The sequence below is a fragment of the Rhodococcus sp. 15-2388-1-1a genome, assembly GCF_002259145.1.
Lineage (GTDB): Bacteria > Actinomycetota > Actinomycetes > Mycobacteriales > Mycobacteriaceae > Rhodococcoides.
In genome coordinates this window covers 1-17,840 of record NZ_NPFP01000047.1, presented here as the reverse complement: position 1 = coordinate 17,840, position 17,840 = coordinate 1, and the positions used below count along the sequence as shown (strand labels likewise).

Annotated in this window: 21 protein-coding genes; 18 read left to right on the top strand and 3 right to left on the bottom strand. The window is 65.7% G+C overall.

Annotated features, from left to right (window positions below):
* The coding region (locus tag CH302_RS26575; RefSeq protein ID WP_141216735.1) for an HNH endonuclease signature motif containing protein at positions 1-484 on the top strand (484 nt) is incomplete at its 5' end.
* Between the two features lie 101 nt (positions 485-585).
* Here CH302_RS26575 and dapD read toward each other — a convergent pair.
* The gene (gene dapD, locus CH302_RS26570) at positions 586-1,539 is read right to left on the bottom strand and encodes a 2,3,4,5-tetrahydropyridine-2,6-dicarboxylate N-succinyltransferase (protein ID WP_037191535.1); all 954 of its coding nucleotides are present in this window, start codon (positions 1,537-1,539) and stop codon (positions 586-588) included.
* 212 nt (positions 1,540-1,751) lie between these two features.
* On the opposite strand from dapD, the gene CH302_RS30325 reads away from it, so the two are divergent.
* From CH302_RS30325 to CH302_RS26515, 12 genes are all read left to right on the top strand, one after another.
* On the top strand, positions 1,752-1,895 hold the full coding sequence (locus CH302_RS30325) for a hypothetical protein (protein WP_155292927.1): 144 nt from the start codon (positions 1,752-1,754) through the stop codon (positions 1,893-1,895).
* Positions 1,896-1,940: 45 nt separating this feature from the next.
* Positions 1,941-2,885, top strand: a complete 945-nt coding sequence (locus CH302_RS26565) for an SMP-30/gluconolactonase/LRE family protein (protein WP_037191536.1) — start codon at positions 1,941-1,943, stop codon at positions 2,883-2,885.
* An 11-nt stretch (positions 2,886-2,896) separates the two neighbouring features.
* Complete coding sequence (dapE, locus tag CH302_RS26560) at positions 2,897-3,982, top strand: succinyl-diaminopimelate desuccinylase (protein ID WP_094633865.1); 1,086 nt, start codon at positions 2,897-2,899, stop codon at positions 3,980-3,982.
* A gap of 10 nt (positions 3,983-3,992) precedes the next feature.
* A complete protein-coding gene (locus tag CH302_RS26555; RefSeq protein ID WP_037191537.1) occupies positions 3,993-4,763 on the top strand; it encodes a TIGR00730 family Rossman fold protein in 771 nt (256 codons plus the stop codon).
* The gene (locus tag CH302_RS26550; RefSeq protein WP_176460785.1) at positions 4,760-5,323 is read left to right on the top strand and encodes a TIGR00730 family Rossman fold protein; all 564 of its coding nucleotides are present in this window, start codon (positions 4,760-4,762) and stop codon (positions 5,321-5,323) included. The genes CH302_RS26555 and CH302_RS26550 overlap by 4 nt, the downstream gene beginning before the upstream one ends.
* Positions 5,324-5,415: 92 nt before the next feature.
* Entirely contained in the window at positions 5,416-7,191 is a 1,776-nt protein-coding gene (locus CH302_RS26545; RefSeq protein ID WP_037191538.1) for a long-chain-acyl-CoA synthetase, read from the top strand.
* A gap of 36 nt (positions 7,192-7,227) precedes the next feature.
* Positions 7,228-8,088, top strand: coding sequence for a dihydropteroate synthase (folP, locus tag CH302_RS26540; RefSeq protein ID WP_037191539.1), 861 nt, complete (start codon positions 7,228-7,230; stop codon positions 8,086-8,088).
* Positions 8,085-9,014, top strand: a complete 930-nt coding sequence (locus tag CH302_RS26535; RefSeq protein ID WP_032394090.1) for a glucosyl-3-phosphoglycerate synthase — start codon at positions 8,085-8,087, stop codon at positions 9,012-9,014. Before folP ends, CH302_RS26535 begins: the two co-directional genes overlap by 4 nt.
* Before the next feature lie 30 nt (positions 9,015-9,044).
* Entirely contained in the window at positions 9,045-9,380 is a 336-nt protein-coding gene (locus tag CH302_RS26530) for a DivIVA domain-containing protein (RefSeq protein ID WP_037191540.1), read from the top strand.
* On the top strand, positions 9,377-9,985 hold the full coding sequence (locus CH302_RS26525; RefSeq protein ID WP_037191541.1) for a DNA-3-methyladenine glycosylase I: 609 nt from the start codon (positions 9,377-9,379) through the stop codon (positions 9,983-9,985). The genes CH302_RS26530 and CH302_RS26525 overlap by 4 nt, the downstream gene beginning before the upstream one ends.
* Positions 9,986-10,080: 95 nt before the next feature.
* Positions 10,081-10,248, top strand: coding sequence for a DUF3117 domain-containing protein (locus CH302_RS26520; RefSeq protein WP_008714277.1), 168 nt, complete (start codon positions 10,081-10,083; stop codon positions 10,246-10,248).
* A gap of 112 nt (positions 10,249-10,360) precedes the next feature.
* On the top strand, positions 10,361-11,224 hold the full coding sequence (locus tag CH302_RS26515) for a methyltransferase domain-containing protein (RefSeq protein ID WP_037191542.1): 864 nt from the start codon (positions 10,361-10,363) through the stop codon (positions 11,222-11,224).
* On the opposite strand, the gene glgA is transcribed toward CH302_RS26515, so the two are convergent.
* Positions 11,194-12,357: a glycogen synthase gene (glgA, locus tag CH302_RS26510; RefSeq protein WP_037191550.1), complete on the bottom strand. Its 1,164-nt coding sequence runs from the start codon at positions 12,355-12,357 to the stop codon at positions 11,194-11,196. The genes CH302_RS26515 and glgA overlap by 31 nt on opposite strands.
* 76 nt (positions 12,358-12,433) lie before the next feature.
* Here glgA and glgC point away from each other — a divergent pair, with 76 nt between their 5' ends.
* Positions 12,434-13,648 (top strand): glucose-1-phosphate adenylyltransferase, encoded by a 1,215-nt coding sequence (gene glgC, locus CH302_RS26505; RefSeq protein ID WP_037191552.1) that lies wholly within the window; start codon positions 12,434-12,436, stop codon positions 13,646-13,648.
* Between the two features lie 102 nt (positions 13,649-13,750).
* Here the strand turns inward: glgC and CH302_RS26500 are convergent, their stop codons facing one another.
* Entirely contained in the window at positions 13,751-14,362 is a 612-nt protein-coding gene (locus CH302_RS26500; RefSeq protein WP_032375949.1) for an O-methyltransferase, read from the bottom strand.
* 239 nt (positions 14,363-14,601) lie between these two features.
* On the opposite strand from CH302_RS26500, the gene sigE reads away from it, so the two are divergent.
* The 4 genes from sigE (at position 14,602) to tatB (ending at position 17,671) form a co-directional block, all read left to right on the top strand.
* Positions 14,602-15,228 (top strand): RNA polymerase sigma factor SigE, encoded by a 627-nt coding sequence (gene sigE, locus CH302_RS26495; protein WP_052047749.1) that lies wholly within the window; start codon positions 14,602-14,604, stop codon positions 15,226-15,228.
* Between the two features lie 16 nt (positions 15,229-15,244).
* Complete coding sequence (locus tag CH302_RS26490; protein ID WP_037191683.1) at positions 15,245-15,571, top strand: anti-sigma factor family protein; 327 nt, start codon at positions 15,245-15,247, stop codon at positions 15,569-15,571.
* 84 nt (positions 15,572-15,655) lie between these two features.
* On the top strand, positions 15,656-17,188 hold the full coding sequence (locus tag CH302_RS26485) for a S1C family serine protease (protein WP_371828447.1): 1,533 nt from the start codon (positions 15,656-15,658) through the stop codon (positions 17,186-17,188).
* Between the two features lie 18 nt (positions 17,189-17,206).
* The gene (tatB, locus tag CH302_RS26480) at positions 17,207-17,671 is read left to right on the top strand and encodes a Sec-independent protein translocase protein TatB (protein ID WP_037191555.1); all 465 of its coding nucleotides are present in this window, start codon (positions 17,207-17,209) and stop codon (positions 17,669-17,671) included.
* Positions 17,672-17,840: the final 169 nt, after the last annotated feature.

The following is a 17,840-nucleotide window of genomic DNA, read 5'->3' as shown; positions in this document are numbered from 1 at the left end:
TCTTCCAGCGGATCGTGGCGCGTATCGCGACCTGTTCGGCGACGGCACTTCGGTCGGGTGGCTGCCGTGGATGGGACCGCTGTCCCGCAATACTTCCCGGCAGTTGGCGTGTGATTGTGTCCTCACTGCCATCGTGATGGACGAGAACGGCAACCCGTTGAACCTCGCCCGCACCGCCCGTACCGTCACCGCCAAACAACGCACAGCCCTCACCGCCCGCGATCACGGCTGCGCGTTCCCCGGCTGCGGAAAACCCGCCGCCTGGACCGAAGGACACCACATCTGGCACTGGGGCGACGGTGGCCCCACCGACATGAACAATCTGGTTCTGCTCTGCGGATTCCACCACCGCCTCATCCACCACTCCGATTGGGAAGTGTTCATCGGCACCGACAACCACCCCTGGTTCGTACCGCCAGCAACCGTCGACCCCTACCGACAACCCAGACAATCGCACGCCCGAGCAGGCCCCCACATCGCCTGAACCGAGCGCACCGTCCACACAACGACTCCAGCCCCGCACCGAGAACACGGTGCGGGGCTGGAAGAGGTTGCTCTACAGCCTGATTCGAGTGAAGTGGACTCTCAGTCGTTGGCGTGCAATGCCGCGTTCAGTTCGACGCCGGTGCCCTTCCACGGCACCACCTCGACCGCGCCCGAGAGCGAGTTGCGACGGAACAGCAGGTTGGACTTGCCGGACAATGTTGCCGCCTTCACCACTGTCCCATCCGGACCACTCACCTTCGTGCCTGCCGTGATGTACAGCCCCGCCTCGACGACGCAGTCGTCACCGAGCGAAATGCCGAGACCGGAGTTCGCACCCAGCAGGCAGCTCTTCCCGACGGAAATGACGTTCTTGCCGCCACCGGAGAGCGTGCCCATGATCGACGCACCGCCGCCCACGTCGGAACCGTCGCCCACCACGACACCCGCGGAGATGCGACCCTCGACCATCGAGTTGCCGAGCGTGCCGGCATTGAAGTTGACGAAGCCCTCGTGCATGACCGTCGTGCCGCTGGCCAAGTGCGCGCCGAGGCGAACGCGGTCGGCGTCGGCGATACGAACTCCAGTGGGAACGACGTAATCGACCAGGCGTGGGAACTTGTCGACTCCGTACACGGTCACCGGACCGCGGGCGCGCAGCTTCGCGCGCACCGTCTCGAAACCGTCCACCGCTGCGGGACCGAAGTTGGTCCACACCACATTGGCCAGCAGGCCGAACACTCCGTCGAGATTCTGCCCGTGCGGCTGAATCAACCGGTGCGAGAGCAGATGCAGTCGCAGATACGCGTCGTGGGCGTCGATCGGGGCGTCGTCGAGGGAGGCGATGCTGGTGCGCACTGCGACCACCTCGACGCCGCGAGCCTCGTCGGATCCGACGAGAGCGGCCAGCTCCTCGGGGACGTCCGAACCCTCGAGCCGGGTGGTGCCGGTCTCGAAGCCGGTCCCGAGCTCCGGGCTCGGAAACCAGGTGTCGAGAACAACGCCCGACGTCGTGATGTTGGCGATACCTACTGCTGATGCTCCATGTGCGCTCACGGGACGAAGAATACGCGGTGGGCCGAATGCGGTGGGGGCTCGGCAACGGCTCCGGTCGGGGACTGTTCTGCCCGCCGTGTCGGGCGCGCGGATTGTGGGTGCACCGCGATTCGGGCGAAGCGTCGGTTCGTTATCGGTTCGACTGCCGAGCGTGATCGCATCGGGACGCCGGCGGACGCGTCGGCGGCGGGGAAGCTGACAGAGTTTCTCCGGTGACCACCCGTACCGCCTCCCGCAGTCGCGGAGTGACCTCGGTGATGGCCGGCGGCGTCTCCTTCACCGGATTGGTGACGACCTTGGCCACGACGATCGTCCTCGGAATCGCCCTGGGTTTGGTTGTCACAGGCGCGTGGTAGACATGCCCATCGGCTGACAGGGGGTCGCCGAGTCTGGGGGACGTCATGAGTTCGAGCAAGTCCACACGTACGCGTTCGGCAGTGACGGTGATCGCTGCGGCGCTGATCGCCGTGAGCAGTGCCGTTGTCGGTTCGGGCACCGCTGCCGCCGATCCCAACTGCGCCGGAGCCGGCGGTTCGTCGGCCGTGGTCGCGCGAATCCCCGGGGCAGCTCTCGAAGGCCTGGCCGTCGACGCGTCGGGCCGCGCCTACGTCACCGACATCGTCTCGGGCCGGGTGTACCGCATCGACGCGCCCGGACAGGCCGCGTACCCCATCGCGACGGTCCCCAGCGGCGGCGGTGGCGCGCTGGCATGGATGCCCGACGGCACCCTGCTGGTCGGCTACGGAGCCGACCCCCGCGTCTTCGTCGGAGACATCGTCAAGGCCGCGGGCATCGTTCGGCTCGACGTGAACACTCTCACCGTCACCCCGTTCGCGACCGGTCTGAGCGCAGCCAACGGACTTGCGGTCGCCGCCGACGGAACGGTGTACGCCACCAACGACTTCGGCTCGCTCATCGGCCGGATCGGTCCCGACGGTTCGGTCGACCCGGCGTGGGCGAGCTTCCCCAGTGCCAACGGTGCAGTGCTCGACGCCGCAGACCGGTACCTCTACGTATCGCGCACGTTCGTGAACCCAGGCGTCAGCCGGATCCCGATCGCCAACCCCTCGGCACCGGAAAGCGTGCTCGACCTGTCGGGACTGGACAGCTTCGCGGCTCCGGACGGGCTCACCCTCGACGATGCCGGACGCCCGGTGGTGCCCCTCAACGCAGGCGGCTCCGTCGTCCGCATCGATGCACCGGGGGCGACGTGTGTCATCGGCACCGGAACTCGGCTGACCAGCGTCGTCACCTACGGCCGCTCCGACCAGGGATTCTCGAGCGGACGATTGTTCGGTGCGGGCTTCGACGGCGTGGTCCGCGAGATTCCGGGATCCACGGCCTAGAGTTTTCTCCCGTGACGCTCGAACTGAATGCCGACCCGATAGACCTCACCGCGGCACTGGTGGACATCCCCAGTGTCAGCGAGGACGAATCGCGCATTGCAGACGAGGTGGAGAAGGCGCTCCGCGAGCAGACCACGGGCTTCGAGATCATCCGAAGCGGCAACGCCGTTCTGGCCCGAACCAACCGCGGACTCGGGTCGAGGGTGATGCTCGCCGGGCATCTCGACACGGTTCCCATCGCAGACAACGTGCCGTCCAGGCGCGAGCACGACAGCGCCGAGGGCGACATTCTGCACGGGTGCGGAACTGTCGACATGAAGTCGGGTGACGCTGTGTTCCTGCACCTCGCGGCCACGATCGACAACCCTGCTCACGATCTGACTCTGGTGTTCTACGACTGCGAGGAGATCGCGGCCGCCCGCAACGGACTGGGTCGCATCGAGCGCGAACTTCCCGAATGGCTTGCTGCGGACGTCGCGATCCTCGGCGAACCGTCCGGCGGATTCATCGAGGCCGGTTGCCAAGGGACGCTGCGGGTTCGGCTGACGGCGTCGGGAACGCGGGCCCACAGTGCCCGATCCTGGTTGGGTGACAATGCAATTCACAAATTCGGTGCGGTGCTGAACCGACTCGCTGCGTATCGGGCACGCACCGTCGACATCGACGGTTGTGTGTATCGCGAAGGGCTGCAAGCAGTCCGGATCTCCGGTGGGGTCGCGGGCAACGTCGTTCCCGACGCGGCCGAACTGGACGTCAACTTTCGCTTCGCGCCGGATCGCGGCGTCGACGACGCCGTCGAACACGTTCGTGAGGTGGTCGAGGGACTGGATCTCGGCTTCGAGGTCACCGACTCGTCGCCCGGGGCGCTTCCCGGTCTGAACCGACCCGCAGCGGCGGCACTCATCGAAGCCGCGGGCGGACAGTTCCGAGCCAAGTACGGCTGGACGGACGTCTCCCGGTTCTCGGCGCTCGGTATCCCGGCGGTCAACTACGGACCCGGCGACCCCAATCTCGCTCACAAGCGCGACGAGCGTGTACCCGTCGAGCAGATCACCCACGTCACACAGGTTCTCCGGAGCTACCTCTCTGCCGGATAGCCTGAACGCCATGAACAGCGACCAGGACCCAGGCGGTTTCGAGGAACCCGGCACCGAGAAGCCGGCCAAGCACAAAGGATCCGTCGTGCTCAGGCGTGGCCGGAACACCGAGACGTCCACCTCGGATCAGCGCCTGCTCGACGAGCGAGGATCAGGGAACTGGATTCACTCCGACACCTGGCGAGTGCTGCGTATCCAGAGCGAATTCGTCGAGGGATTCGGTGCCCTCGCCGAGGTCCCGAAGGCCGTCACCGTGTTCGGTTCGGCGCGCACCCCCGCAGACCATCCCGAGTACGCCCGAGCCCGGCAACTCGGAGCCGCTCTCGCGAAGGAGGGCTTTGCCGTCATCACCGGTGGTGGTCCAGGGGCGATGGAAGGGGCCAACCGAGGTGCGAGCGAGGCCGACGGGTACTCGATCGGACTCGGGATCGAGTTGCCGTTCGAGCAGGGCCTGAACGAATGGGTCGATCTGGGCGTCAACTTTCGCTACTTCTTCGTGCGCAAGACCATGTTCGTGAAGTACTCCCAGGCGTTCGTGTGTCTACCCGGCGGCTTCGGTACTCTCGACGAACTCTTCGAGGCGCTGACCTTGGTGCAGACGGCCAAGGTCACCAGGTTCCCGATCGTGTTGCTGGGCAAGGACTTCTGGTCGGGACTGCTCGACTGGATCAAGACGACTCTCGTGAAAGAAGGCAAGGTGTCCGAGAAGGACCTCGAACTGATCCACTGCACCGACAGCGTCGACGAGGCCGTCCGGATCGTCCGCGAGGCCCAGCAGTGAGCGATCGTGCATCGACCGAACGCTTGCTCAGTGTCTGCGTCTACTGCGCGTCGGGCCCCGTCGACGCGTCGTTCATCGACCTGGCCGGCGAGGTCGGCACCGAGATCGGTCGACGAGGCTGGCAGCTCGTCTCGGGTGGCGGCAACGTCTCGATGATGGGCGCGGTCGCGGCGGCGACGCGAGCAGCGGGCGGCAACACGGTCGGCGTGATTCCGAAAGCGCTCGTGCACCGCGAGGTCGCCGATGTCGACGCCGACGAGCTGATCGTCACCGACACCATGCGTGAGCGGAAGAAGATCATGGAGGACCGCGCCGACGCGTTCATCACCTTGCCGGGTGGGATCGGGACGTTGGAGGAGCTGTTCGAGACATGGACTGCGGGCTACCTGGGCATGCACAGCAAGCCGATGGTGATGCTCGACCCATTCGGACATTTCGACGGCATGATGCAGTGGATAGAAGGCCTGCGAGAGACCGGATTCGTGCAACAGCGCGCTCTGGACGCCCTGGTCAGAACGACGACCGTCGATGCAGCTCTGAATGCATGCGCAACGTTGTGACAGGTCATAAAGCGCGGCCGTGAAGAGAGATGCTCAAAGTTGTTACCCTCAAGTAGGGTAAGAAATCTCACATCGTCTTCAAAGGGGAGTTCATGGCTGTCGATGCCCGTCAGAAAATTGGAGTGACCGACCTCGCGGTCGCGTTGCCGAAAATGGTGACGGAGGTGCCCAGCCTGCTCAAGGGCCTGGCGGGATTCACTCGCAAGCCCGACCACAAAGCGTCGATCGGTCAGATCTTCCAGGACGCCGCCGCGAAGAACAGCGACCGTCCGTTCGTGCGGTTCGAGGGTGAGTCGATCACCTACCGGGAGGCGAACGAGCTCGTCAACCAGTACGCCGCAGTGTTCGCAGACCACGGAGTCAAGCGCGGCGACGTCGTCGGCATCCTCAGCAAGAACCGCCCGGAGGCGCTCTTCTCCGCACTCGCTGCCGTCAAGCTCGGTGCCACCGCGGGAATGCTGAACTACAACCAGCGCGGTGACGTGCTCGAGCACAGCCTCGGCATTCTCGACGCGACCGTCCTCGTACTGGACGAGAACGCACAGGAAGCTCTCGATTCGCTCGACGGGCAGCCGAAGGTCGGAGCAGTTCTGCCGCTGAAGAAGTTGGCCGAGCTCGCGGCTACGGCGTCGACGGCCAACCCGAAGGTCACCGCCGAGATCCAGGCCAAGGAGAAGGCGTTCTACATCTTCACCTCGGGCACCACCGGCATGCCGAAGGCCAGCCTGATGAGCCACTTCCGCTGGCTCAAATCGATGTCCGGGTTGGGCAACATGGGTGTGCGGCTGCGCAGCAACGACGTCATCTACTGCTGCCTTCCGCTCTACCACAACAACGCCCTGACGGTGACTCTGTCCTCGGTGCTCGCCGGTGGCGCGACCATGGCCATCGGCAAGCAGTTCTCGGTGAGCAATTTCTGGGACGACGTCCGCGTCAACAAGGCCACCGCGTTCACCTACATCGGTGAGCTGTGCCGCTACCTGCTGACTCAGCCGGAGAAGCCCTCCGACCGAGACAACTCGGTCAAGCTGATCGTCGGAAACGGACTGCGCCCGGAGATCTGGGAAGAGTTCACTCAGCGATTCGGAATCTCCCGCGTCGCCGAGTTCTACGGCGCCAGCGAATGCAACATCGCGTTCATCAACGCCCTGAACATGAAGAAGACCGCAGGCATCTGCCCGCTGCCGTACGCCGTCGTCCAGTACGACGAGGAATCCGGCAAGGCCAAGCGCGGCCAGGACGGCAAGCTCCGCAAGGTCGGCAACGGCGAGGTCGGACTGCTGCTGTCCAAGATCACCGACCGGGCACCGTTCGACGGTTACTCCGACGACAAGGCCACCGAGAAGAAGATGGTGCGCGACGGTTTCAAGGACGGCGACGCGTGGTTCGATACCGGCGACCTGGTCCGCAAGCAGGGCTTCATGCACGTCGCGTTCGTCGATCGACTCGGTGACACCTTCCGCTGGAAGGGCGAGAACGTCGCGACCACACAGGTCGAGGGAGCCCTCGGTGGGCACTCGTCGATCGACGGGGCCGTCGTGTACGGCGTCGACATCGAGGGAACCGACGGCAAAGCCGGCATGGCTGCGGTGACGCTGCGCGAGGGCGAGACCTTCGACGGCAAGACGATGGCCGAGCACCTCTACGACAAACTCCCGACGTACGCGGTGCCGCTCTTCGTCAGGGTCGTCGACAGTCTCGAGCAGACGTCGACGTTCAAGAGTCAGAAGGTGGCCCTGCGCAAGCTCGGCTACGAGGAGGACAGCGACAGCGACCTGTACGTGCTGCGCGGCAAGTCCGGTGGCTACGAGAAGGCGTACGACGGGTACGTCGCCGAGGTCGCCGCAGGTAAGGCACCCAAGGGCTGAGCACTCGAAAGATGCGCGCGTGCCACTATTGATTTCATGAGCACCCTCTGCGGCAAACCGGTCGCCGACGATCGCGCATTGGTCATGGCCATCGTCAATCGCACCCCCGATTCGTTCTACGACGGGGGTGCGAATTTCAGCGACGATGCTGCGATGGCGTCGGTGCACCGGGCTGTCGCAGAGGGTGCCGACATGATCGACATCGGTGGTGTGAAGGCCGGCCCCGGCGACATCGTCGATGCCGAGGAGGAGATCCGCCGCGTCGTTCCGTTCGTCGAGGCCATCCGGGACGCGTATCCGGAGCTGCTGATCAGTGTGGACACCTGGCGCAGCGAGGTCGCTCGACTGGCCTGTGGCGTCGGAGCGGATCTGATCAACGACACGTGGGCCGGGGCCGACCCGGAGCTGGTGCGCGTCGCTGCCGCCGAAGGGGTCGGCATCGTCTGCTCGCACACCGGCGGTGCGGTGCCTCGTACTCGCCCGCATCGGGTTCGGTACGCCGATGTGGTGGCCGACGTGATCGCCGAAGTCACCGCCGCCGCCGAGAACGCCGTCGCGGAGGGGGTGAAAAAAGACTCGATTCTTATCGATCCGACGCACGATTTCGGGAAAAACACCTATCACGGGCTCGAGTTGTTGCGTCGCGTGGACGATCTTGTAAACACCGGGTGGCCTGTGCTCATGGCGCTGAGCAACAAGGACTTCGTAGGCGAGACTCTAGGTGTAGAGCTCGCCGACCGGTTGGAGGGAACATTGGCAGCGACAGCATTGGCCGCAGCAGGCGGAGCCCGAATGTTCCGGGTGCACGAAGTTGCGTCGACCAGAAGAGTCGTGGACATGGTGGCAGCGATCCAGGGTCTGAGAACCCCGGCGCGGACGGTCAGGGGTCTGGCATGACACTCGCAGATCGAACGGACGTGACCAGAGCGTGGTCCGAGACCAACAGCTGGGACACCCCCGAATGGACCATTGCCGAGCTCGAGGCCGCCAAAGCGGGCCGAACGGTGTCGGTGGTACTCCCGGCACTCAACGAGGAACAGACGGTAGCCGCCGTCATCGACACGATCCACCCGTTGCTCGGTGGCCTCGTCGACGAGCTGATCGTGTTGGACTCCGGGTCCACCGACGAAACGGCCGTGCGCGCGACAGCGGCCGGTGCACGTGTCATCAGCCGAGAAGAAGCGGTACCGGGCGTCGACCCCGTACCTGGCAAGGGCGAGGTGCTGTGGCGATCGGTCGCCGCGTCGACCGGCGACCTCATCGCGTTCGTCGACTCGGACCTGATCAACCCCGATCCGGCGTTCGTGCCCAAGTTGCTCGGCCCCCTGCTGATGGGCGACGGCATCCACCTCGTCAAGGGCTACTACCGCCGTCCGTTGCGGACGAGTGGAACCGAGGACGCCAACGGCGGTGGACGCGTCACCGAACTCGTGGCAAGGCCGCTGCTCGCTGCTCTGCGGCCCGAGCTGACCGGGGTCATTCAGCCCCTCGGCGGCGAGTACGCCGGTACGCGCGAGCTGCTGTCCGCGGTGCCGTTCGCACCCGGCTACGGCGTGGAGATCGGGCTGTTGCTCGACACGTACGACAGGCTCGGGCTACGGGCGATCGGCCAGGTGAATCTGGGTGTGCGCAAGCACCGCAACCGCCCGCTGGTCGAACTCGGGGCGATGAGCAGGCAGATCGTCGGGACGATGCTCAATCGGTGCGGGATGGTCGATTCCGGTGCCGGTCTGATGCAGTTCCGGGTCGACGGTGACTCGTTCGAGCCGTTCTCGACCGAGGTGTCGTTGCTGGACCGACCGGCGATGAACTCGCTGAAATAGCGTGTCCGAGGGACGTGACAAGATCGTGGCATGTTGACGCTGCTGATCTACGTCGTCGTCATTGCCGTCGTCGCCGCTGCATTGTTCTTCGTGGCGTCAGCGGTGTTCGGTCGCGGTGAGGAACTGGGCCCGCTGCCCGAGGGAACCACCGCGACCGTTCTGCCCGCGGAGGGCGTCACCGGTGCCGACGTGCACGCGCTGAAGTTTCAGCAGACCCTGCGGGGCTACAAGCCGAGCGAGGTCGACTGGGCGCTGCAGCGACTCGGCGGCGAGATCGACATGCTCCGTTCGCGGCTGTCGGCAGCACAGCAGCTGCAGGACACGGTTGCCCCGTCCCCGGTCGAGGCCGAACCGGACGAGCGATGAGCGCGGTCGCCGGACCGGACGGCCGGTTGCGCTGCCCCTGGGGTGCCACCGACGACGACCTGTACCGGGACTATCACGACATCGAGTGGGGACAGCCGCTCCACGGCCGCAACGAGCTGTACGAGCGTCTGTGTCTCGAAGCGTTCCAATCGGGTCTGGCGTGGATCACGATCCTGCGCAAGCGTGACAGTTTCCGCACCGCATTCGCCGGTTTCGATCCGGAGCTGGTGGCCCGGTTCGGCGAGGCCGATGTGGAACGGCTGATGAACGACGCGTCCATCGTGCGCAATCGGCTCAAGATCGACGCAGCGGTGAGCAACGCGCGCGCCATCGTCGATCTCGACGACACCGACCTCGACACCCTGCTCTGGTCCTTCGCTCCCGAACCCAGGCCGGCGCGCCTGACCGAGCTCTCCGATGTACCCGCCTCGACTCCGGAGTCCACGGCTCTGGCCAAGGAGCTCAAGCGGCGGGGCCTGCGCTTCGTCGGTCCGACAACCGCGTACGCCTTGATGCAGGCCACCGGAATGGTCGACGATCACCTGTCGGGGTGCTGGGTGCAGGTCGTCAATACCGACTCCGGTTCCCGGTATCGACGGGGATAGGGAAGAATAGGTGACAACACCCGTCGCCCCGCGACGAATTTATCTTTTTGGCCTAGGCGCCGAGCTGGTGGGCGCAGATCTGGAGGGAGCAGAGGATGGCGGCGATGAAGCCCCGGACCGGGGACGGTCCCCTCGAAGCAACCAAAGAGGGACGAGGAATCGTCATGCGTGTCCCGCTCGAGGGGGGCGGCCGCTTGGTCGTCGAATTGACCCCCGACGAGGCCGCAGCACTCGGTGACGAACTGAAGGGTGTCACCGGCTGATCGCCCTGTCGATCGATCATCGCTCAGCCCCGCTCGCCGTACCGGCAAGCGGGGCTTTGTGTTGTGTTCACGACTGTGGCGTCCGGCAGAGTCGGGATGAAGGAGGAGTCGGATGCTGACCGACATCGTGGACGTGCTGCTGTGTCCGCAGTGCCGAGTGCGTGAGGTCGACTCCGGGCTCGGCGCAGGCGACACCGATCGGACGCTGTGGTGCGATCGAGGGCACTCGTTCGACGTCGCTCGGCAGGGCTACGTCAGTCTGCTGACCGGTGACGGCGGCAAGTTCACCGGCGACTCGGCCGAGATGATCGCGGCGCGCGACGTGTTCCTGGGGGAGGGGCACTTCGACTCGATCGCCGCAGCGGTCTCGGCGGGTGTCCCGGCGGACAGTGAGGTGGTGCTCGACGTCGGGGTCGGAACCGGTCACTACCTCGCGGCTGTTCTCGACGCCCATGCCGACGCCAGGGGCATAGGCGTCGACGTGTCGAAGTTCGCGGCCAGGCGCGCCGCGCGGTCCCATTCCAGGCTGGGGTCCGTGGTCGCGGACATCTGGAGCGGACTGCCGGTGCGATCGGGTGCTCTGTCCGCGGTGACGTGCGTGTTCGCACCGCGCAACGCCGGTGAACTGCATCGGGTTCTCGTCGACGACGGCGTTCTGGTGGTCGTCACGCCGACGTCCCGGCATCAGCGTGAGCTGCGGGGGCCGCTGGGTCTGATCGGCGTCGAGGAGGACAAGACTCGCCGCCTGAGCGAGTCGCTGTCCGGCCTGTTCGAGCCGGTGGACGAATCTCCGATGGAATACTCGATGATGCTCTCGCACAACGACATCGAGGCTCTGATCGGTATGGGCCCGTCGGTGCGTCACGGTGACCCCGAGGCGCGGTCTGCGGCGCTGGCGCAGCTACCGGAAACCACCGAGGTCACCGCATCGGTGACGGTATCGACCTATCGCCGCCGCGCCAGAGCGTCGTTGTAGACGGCGAGAGTCTGCTTCGCGATCGACGCCCAGGAGAACTCGGCGACGGCTCGCTCGCGGCCGGCTTTGCCCATCGCTTCCGCGAGTGCGGGGTCGAGGGCTACCTGGTTGACCGTGTCCGCCAGGTTCCGCTCGAAGGCGTCTGGTTCGTAGGAGTTGTAGTGCACCAGGCGTCCGGTGCGGCCGTCGTCGACGACCTCGGGGATGCCGCCGACATCCGACGCCACGACGGCAGTTTCGCAGGCCATCGCCTCGAGGTTGACGATGCCGAGTGGCTCGTATACCGAGGGGCAGACGAACACGGCTGCTGCGGTGAGTATCTCGCGAATCTTGTCGGTGGGCAGCATGTCCTTGACCCAGAACACGCCGCTGCGCTGCTCGGCGAGCAGCGCCACGGCCCGCTCGGTTTCCGCGGCGATCTCCGGAGTGTCGGGGGCGCCTGCACACAGAACGAGCTGGATCGACGGGTCGAAGTGGTGGGCCGCCGCGATCAGGTGTCCGACGCCCTTCTGTCGGGTGATGCGCCCGACGAACGCGACGATCGGCTTGCTTCGATCCACGCCGATCTCGTCGAGGGTCGAGGTGCCGTGGTCGGCGAACCACCGCTGCGTGTCGATTCCGTTGCGCACCACATGAACCCGGCTCGGATCGAGTCGCGGATAGGCGTCGAGCACGTCTTTGGCCATGCCCTCGCTGACGGCGATGACGGCGTCGGCGTATTCCACGGCGTTGCGCTCCGACCACGACGAGATGCGGTAGCCGCCGCCGAGTTGCTCGGCCTTCCACGGCCGTCGCGGCTCGAGGGAGTGTGCGGTGAGGATGTGGGGGACGTCGTACAACTCGGCCGCGAGGTGACCGGCGAGGCCGGTGTACCAGGTGTGTGAATGCACCACGTCCGCGTCGGCTGCGGCGTTCGCCATCCGCAGCTCTGCCGACAGCGTCGTCAGCGCAGCATTCGCTCCGGCGAGTGCGGGATCGGGGTCGTGCACCTGCGCTGTGTCGCGCGGCGCGCCCATACAGTGGATGTCCACGTCGCACAGCGATTTCAGCTGCGCGGTCAACTCCGTGACATGAACTCCTGCGCCACCGTAGATCTCCGGGGGATATTCCTTGGTCATCATTGCTACGCGCACGTGAACGAACCTACATTCCCCAGCAGTTGTGCGTGTACTGCTAGCAAGGTTCTCTCGGTGCGGATAGGTTGAGTGGGTGAGGACACAACCGCACGTACTAGGGATTGTGCTTGCCGGCGGAGAGGGTAAGCGCCTTTACCCGATGACCGCGGACCGAGCCAAGCCAGCCGTTCCCTTCGGGGGCGCCTACCGACTCATCGACTTCGTACTGAGCAATCTCGTCAATGCCGGTTACCTCCGGCTCTGCGTGCTCACCCAGTACAAGTCCCATTCACTGGACCGCCACATCTCGCAGACGTGGCGACTGTCCGGGTTCGCCGGGGAGTACATCACCCCGGTTCCCGCACAGCAGCGTCTCGGGCCCCGGTGGTACACCGGCAGCGCCGACGCCATCTTCCAGTCACTGAACCTGGTCTACGACGAGGACCCCGAATACATCATGGTGTTCGGTGCCGACCACATTTATCGGATGGACCCGGAGCAGATGGTGCAGCAGCACATCGACTCCGGTGCAGGCGTCACCGTTGCCGGTATCCGGGTTCCGCGCAGCGAGGCATTCGCGTTCGGGTGCATCGACTCCGACGAGAACGGCAAGATCACCCAGTTTCTCGAGAAGCCGGCTCAACCGCCCGGCACCCCCGACGACCCCGACGTCACCTACGCCTCCATGGGCAACTACGTCTTCACCACCAAGGTGCTCGTGGACGCCATCAAGGCCGACTCCGAGAACGTCGACTCCGACCACGACATGGGCGGCGACATCATTCCGGCACTCGTCGAAGCGGGCGTCGCCTCGGTGTACGACTTCAACGACAACGTCGTTCCCGGTGCCACCGAACGCGATCGCGGCTACTGGCGAGACGTGGGCACCATCGACGCCTTCTACGACGCCCACATGGACCTCGTGTCGGTGCACCCCATCTTCAACCTCTACAACCGCCGCTGGCCCATCCGCGGATCGGCCGAGAACCTGCCGCCCGCCAAGTTCGTCCAGGGCGGCTTGGCGCAGGAGTCGGTCGTCGGTGCCGGCTGCATCCTGTCCGCCGCCACGGTCCGCAACTCGGTGCTCAGCTCCAACGTCATGATCGACAGTGGCGCGACGGTCGAGGGCAGCGTCCTGATGCCCGGCGTCAAGATCGGTAAGGGTGCCGTGGTGCGGCACGCGATCCTGGACAAGAACGTCGTCGTGGGCGACGGCGAGATCATCGGCGTCGACCACGAGCGCGATCGCGAGCGCTTCAACGTCAGCGCCGGGGGAGTCGTCTCCGTCGGCAAGGGCGTCTGGATCTAGGAGCCTGCGGCATGTGAGTGGTGGAGCCCTCGGGTCGTTTCGCGGGCTCCACTCCTGCCTCGTAGCAGGCTACGAGTTACCACTCACATGCGGCGCAGCCGCTCAGGCTCTCGACGCGCAGATCAGCCCGTCACCCAGGGGCAGCAGCACCGTTGTCAGACGCTCGTCCTCCGCGATGGCCCGGGCGGCGGATCGCACGGCCACCGCGGTCGCGTCGCGCTGAGTCGGGTCGGCCACGCGCCCACCCAGTAACGCGTTGTGCAGCACCAGAACTCCGCCGGGGCGCAGGAGTCGAACACTCTCTGCGACGAAGTGCGGGTGGTCGGCCGGGCTGGCATCGATGAACACCAAGTCGTAGGTGTCGTCGGCCAATCGGGGGAGTACGTCGAGGGCCCAGCCGTTGATCAGCCGGGTACGCGAGGGCGCAATTCCCCCCGCGCGGAACGCTTCTCGGGCCGCACGCTGGTGCTCCGGTTCGGTGTCGATGGTCGTGAGGACACCGTCCGCGCGCATCCCGTCGAGCAGCCACAAACCGCTGATCCCTGCGCCGGTTCCGATTTCGACGACCGTCTTCGCGCCGAGCATCTGGGTGAAGATCGACAGAATGGCTCCGACAGACGGCGGTACCGGGGCGGCACCCAGATCGATGGCTCGCTCTCTGGCTGCGATCAGAACCTCGTCCTCCTGAGCGGAGTCTTCGGCGTAGGCGAGCATCTTCTCGGCGTTGGTCGGCACGTCCCGAGGCTATCGTGCCCAGGGCACATTCTCACGCGCACATTCTCAGGTGCGCCTCAGCTGTTTCATACCGGACCCACACGCGGGTCCGTCAGGCTGTGGAGGAATCGAAGGTCCATCTCGATTGCGAAGTGTGAGCTGGAACATCCGAGGGTAGTCGTCGGTTGAATCAGAAGGACGTACGCAGTCCTGAGCAGGAGGATCCAACTATTTACAAGATCAACGGCGATCGCGACACCGCGCGTCTACCCGAGTCCGTACCCGCGCCCGACGATCTCAGCGGCACCGCAGTGTTCGATGCGACCGGCGAGGACTCCACCATGCCGTCCTGGGACGAACTGGTCCGCGAACACGGCGACCGCGTCTACCGCCTGGCCTACCGCCTGTCCGGCAACGCCCAGGACGCCGAGGATCTGACACAGGACACCTTCATTCGCGTGTTCCGCTCCCTGTCCAACTACCAGCCGGGCACCTTCGAGGGCTGGCTGCATCGCATCACCACCAACTTGTTCCTCGACATGGTTCGTCGGCGCAGCCGCATCCGTATGGAAGCGCTCCCCGAGGACTACGACCGCGTCCCCTCCGACCGGCCCAACCCCGAGCAGATCTACCACGATGCGCGCCTCGACCCCGATCTGCAGTCCGCGCTCGACTCGCTGGCACCGGAGTTCCGCGCCGCAATCGTGCTGTGCGACATCGAAGGACTGTCGTACGAGGAGATCGGTGCGACACTGGGCGTCAAGCTCGGAACGGTTCGCAGTCGCATTCACCGTGGACGCCAGGCGCTACGCGAGTACCTTCGAGTGCACGGGAAGGTCGACTCGGGTCACGCAAGTGTCCACTAGCTACGAGGAGGGTTGGATGACGCAGGCGCGCAAGCCGAGGCGATTCAGCTCCACCGAACATCTGGCCAGTGAGGCCGTCGCGGCGTACGTCGATGGCGAATTGCGAATGCCGGCCTACCTCCGTGCAGCCGACCACCTGTCCGAATGCCCCGAATGTGCCGCCGAGGTCGAGGCCCAGCAGCAGGCACGGAAGGCACTGCGCGGAGCAGGGGAGATGTCGATGCCGCATTCTCTGCTCGGACTGCTCAGCCAGATACCGTCCTGCGCGGGCGAGGATCGGCCGTCCCACACCAAGCGAACCTTCATGTCCGCCGTCGCCGACGTGCGCCGTCGCCGACGCTGATCGCACCGAGATCTGCGCGACTACTTCTCACCTGCATCGAGCCGCGCCGACCGCTCGAGTGATACTGAACTCTCACACCGACGTATGCGAGGGGTAACCGGACGCGTGACATCGAATTCGACCAGCACCGAGACCGCAGGCACCGACCCGGCAGATTTCGAGGGCGCAGGGACCGGTCCCGAAGGTCCTCGGTTGCCACCGCGTCCGGTCTATCGGCCGTCCGTCGATCCGGTGTCGGCCTCGGTGTTCGGACGTCCCGACGATGTGGACGGTTCGTTCTCTCCGCGTAGGCCCGGCGAGGAACTTCCCTCGCGCGTATCGGTTCGTCCACCCGATCCCATCCTCGCCGAGGCGTTCGGACGCCCGGACGATGCCCAGGACTCGCTGCAGCGCGACCCGAACGCCGAGGACGACAGCGACACGGCCCCGTCGGCTCCGGCCGATCCGTGGCGCGATCCAACCGCTCGGGTGTCCCTCGGCAGCGCGGCGCTCGATTCCCCACCTCCTCCCGTTCTTCCACCGGGCACCAAACTCGGTGTGCGCGACGTGCTGTTCGGTCGGTCGGTGTCCGTCCGAGCTCTCGTCGTACTCGGCGTTCTCGCCCTCGTCATCGGATTGGTCGGCGGGCTGTTCGGTCGCCTCACCGCCGAGGTCACCGGGGCGTTGACCAGTCAAAAAGTGACCCTGACCCAGTCCAGCGGCGACGACATCCCGCGCGGGCAGATCAGCAAGGTCGCCGACGCCGTCCTGCCGTCCGTCGTCTCGATCCAGGTGACGCTCGGCGAGACCGGCGGCACCGGCTCGGGCGTCGTCATCGACGGTGCCGGCTACATCGTCACGAACAATCACGTGATCTCACTGGCCGCATCCGACCCGGAGAACTCGACCCTGGAAGTGACTTTCTCCGACGGCACCAAGGTGCCTGCCGACATCGTCGGACGCGACACCAAGACCGACCTCGCCGTCCTCAAGACCGATGTCGGCAACCTCACCGTCGCCGAACTCGGTCGTTCCGCCGACGTTCGCGTCGGGCAGGACGTGATCGCCGTCGGCTCACCGCTCGGCTTGAACAAGACCGTCACCTCGGGCATCGTCAGCGCGCTCGATCGGCCCGTCGCCCTGTCGGGTGAAGGCACCGACACCAACGCCGTCATCGATGCCGTGCAGACCGACGCCGCCATCAACCCCGGCAACTCCGGCGGTCCACTCATCGACTTCGAGGGCCGCGTGATCGGCATCAACTCGGCCATCCGCAGCGAGAGCGGCGGATCGGTCGGCCTCGGCTTCGCCATTCCGGTCGACGAGGTCTTCGAGGTGACGCAGTCACTGATCCGGGACGGAGTCATGCGGCACCCCGACATCGGAATCAATGCCCGCTCGGTCATCAACGACACCTCGGCAGGCGCGGAAGTGGCGAACGTCCGCGCCGACGGCCCTGCCCAGCAGGCCGGAATCGTCGAAGGCGATGTCATCACCAAGGTCGGCGACCGAGCCGTGGGCGACGCCGACGAACTGGTCGTCGCCGTGCAGGCCACGACCATCGGGGAGCCGGTTCCGGTGCAACTCGTCCGGTCGGGGCGGCTGGTGGACCTCTCCGTCACGCCGGTTTCGGACTGACGACGTAGGCTGGCAGGCGTGTTCGGCAACATCGGTTGGGGAGAGCTCGTCATTCTCCTCGTAGCAGCTCTCGTCATCCTCGGCCCCGATCGCCTCCCCGGCGCCATCAGCTGGGTGTCCAAGTCCATCCGTCAGGTCAAGGACTACGCCAACGGCGCGAGCCAACAGCTCAAGGACGAACTCGGTACCGACTTCGAGGACCTCCGCAAACCGCTCGCGGATCTCAATCAACTCCGGGGCATGACCCCGCGGGCAGTGATCACCAAGCACCTGCTCGACGGCGACGACTCGGTCTTCAAGAACCCACTCGAGGACACCTTCAAGGGCAAGCCCTTCGACGCCAAGCCGAAGAGTCCGGGCGGCCCGACGCCTCGGAACGGCGTGTCCTCGGGCAATGCGTCCGGCGGCACTGTGTCGATGAGCAAGAACGAGCCGAAACTGTCGGCCGGCGACACCCCGCCGATCGACGCCGACGCCACATAAGCCCGAAACGTTCTTCGTTCGGTCTCACCCGTCCGCGTCAATGGACCCTTGCATACGTCTGAGCGCGGCAATGGTCCATTCACGCCGACCCCGCTGCTGCGTCAATGGACCATTGCATACGTCTGAGCGCTGTAGTGGTCCATTGACGCACAGCGGGGTCGGCGTGAAT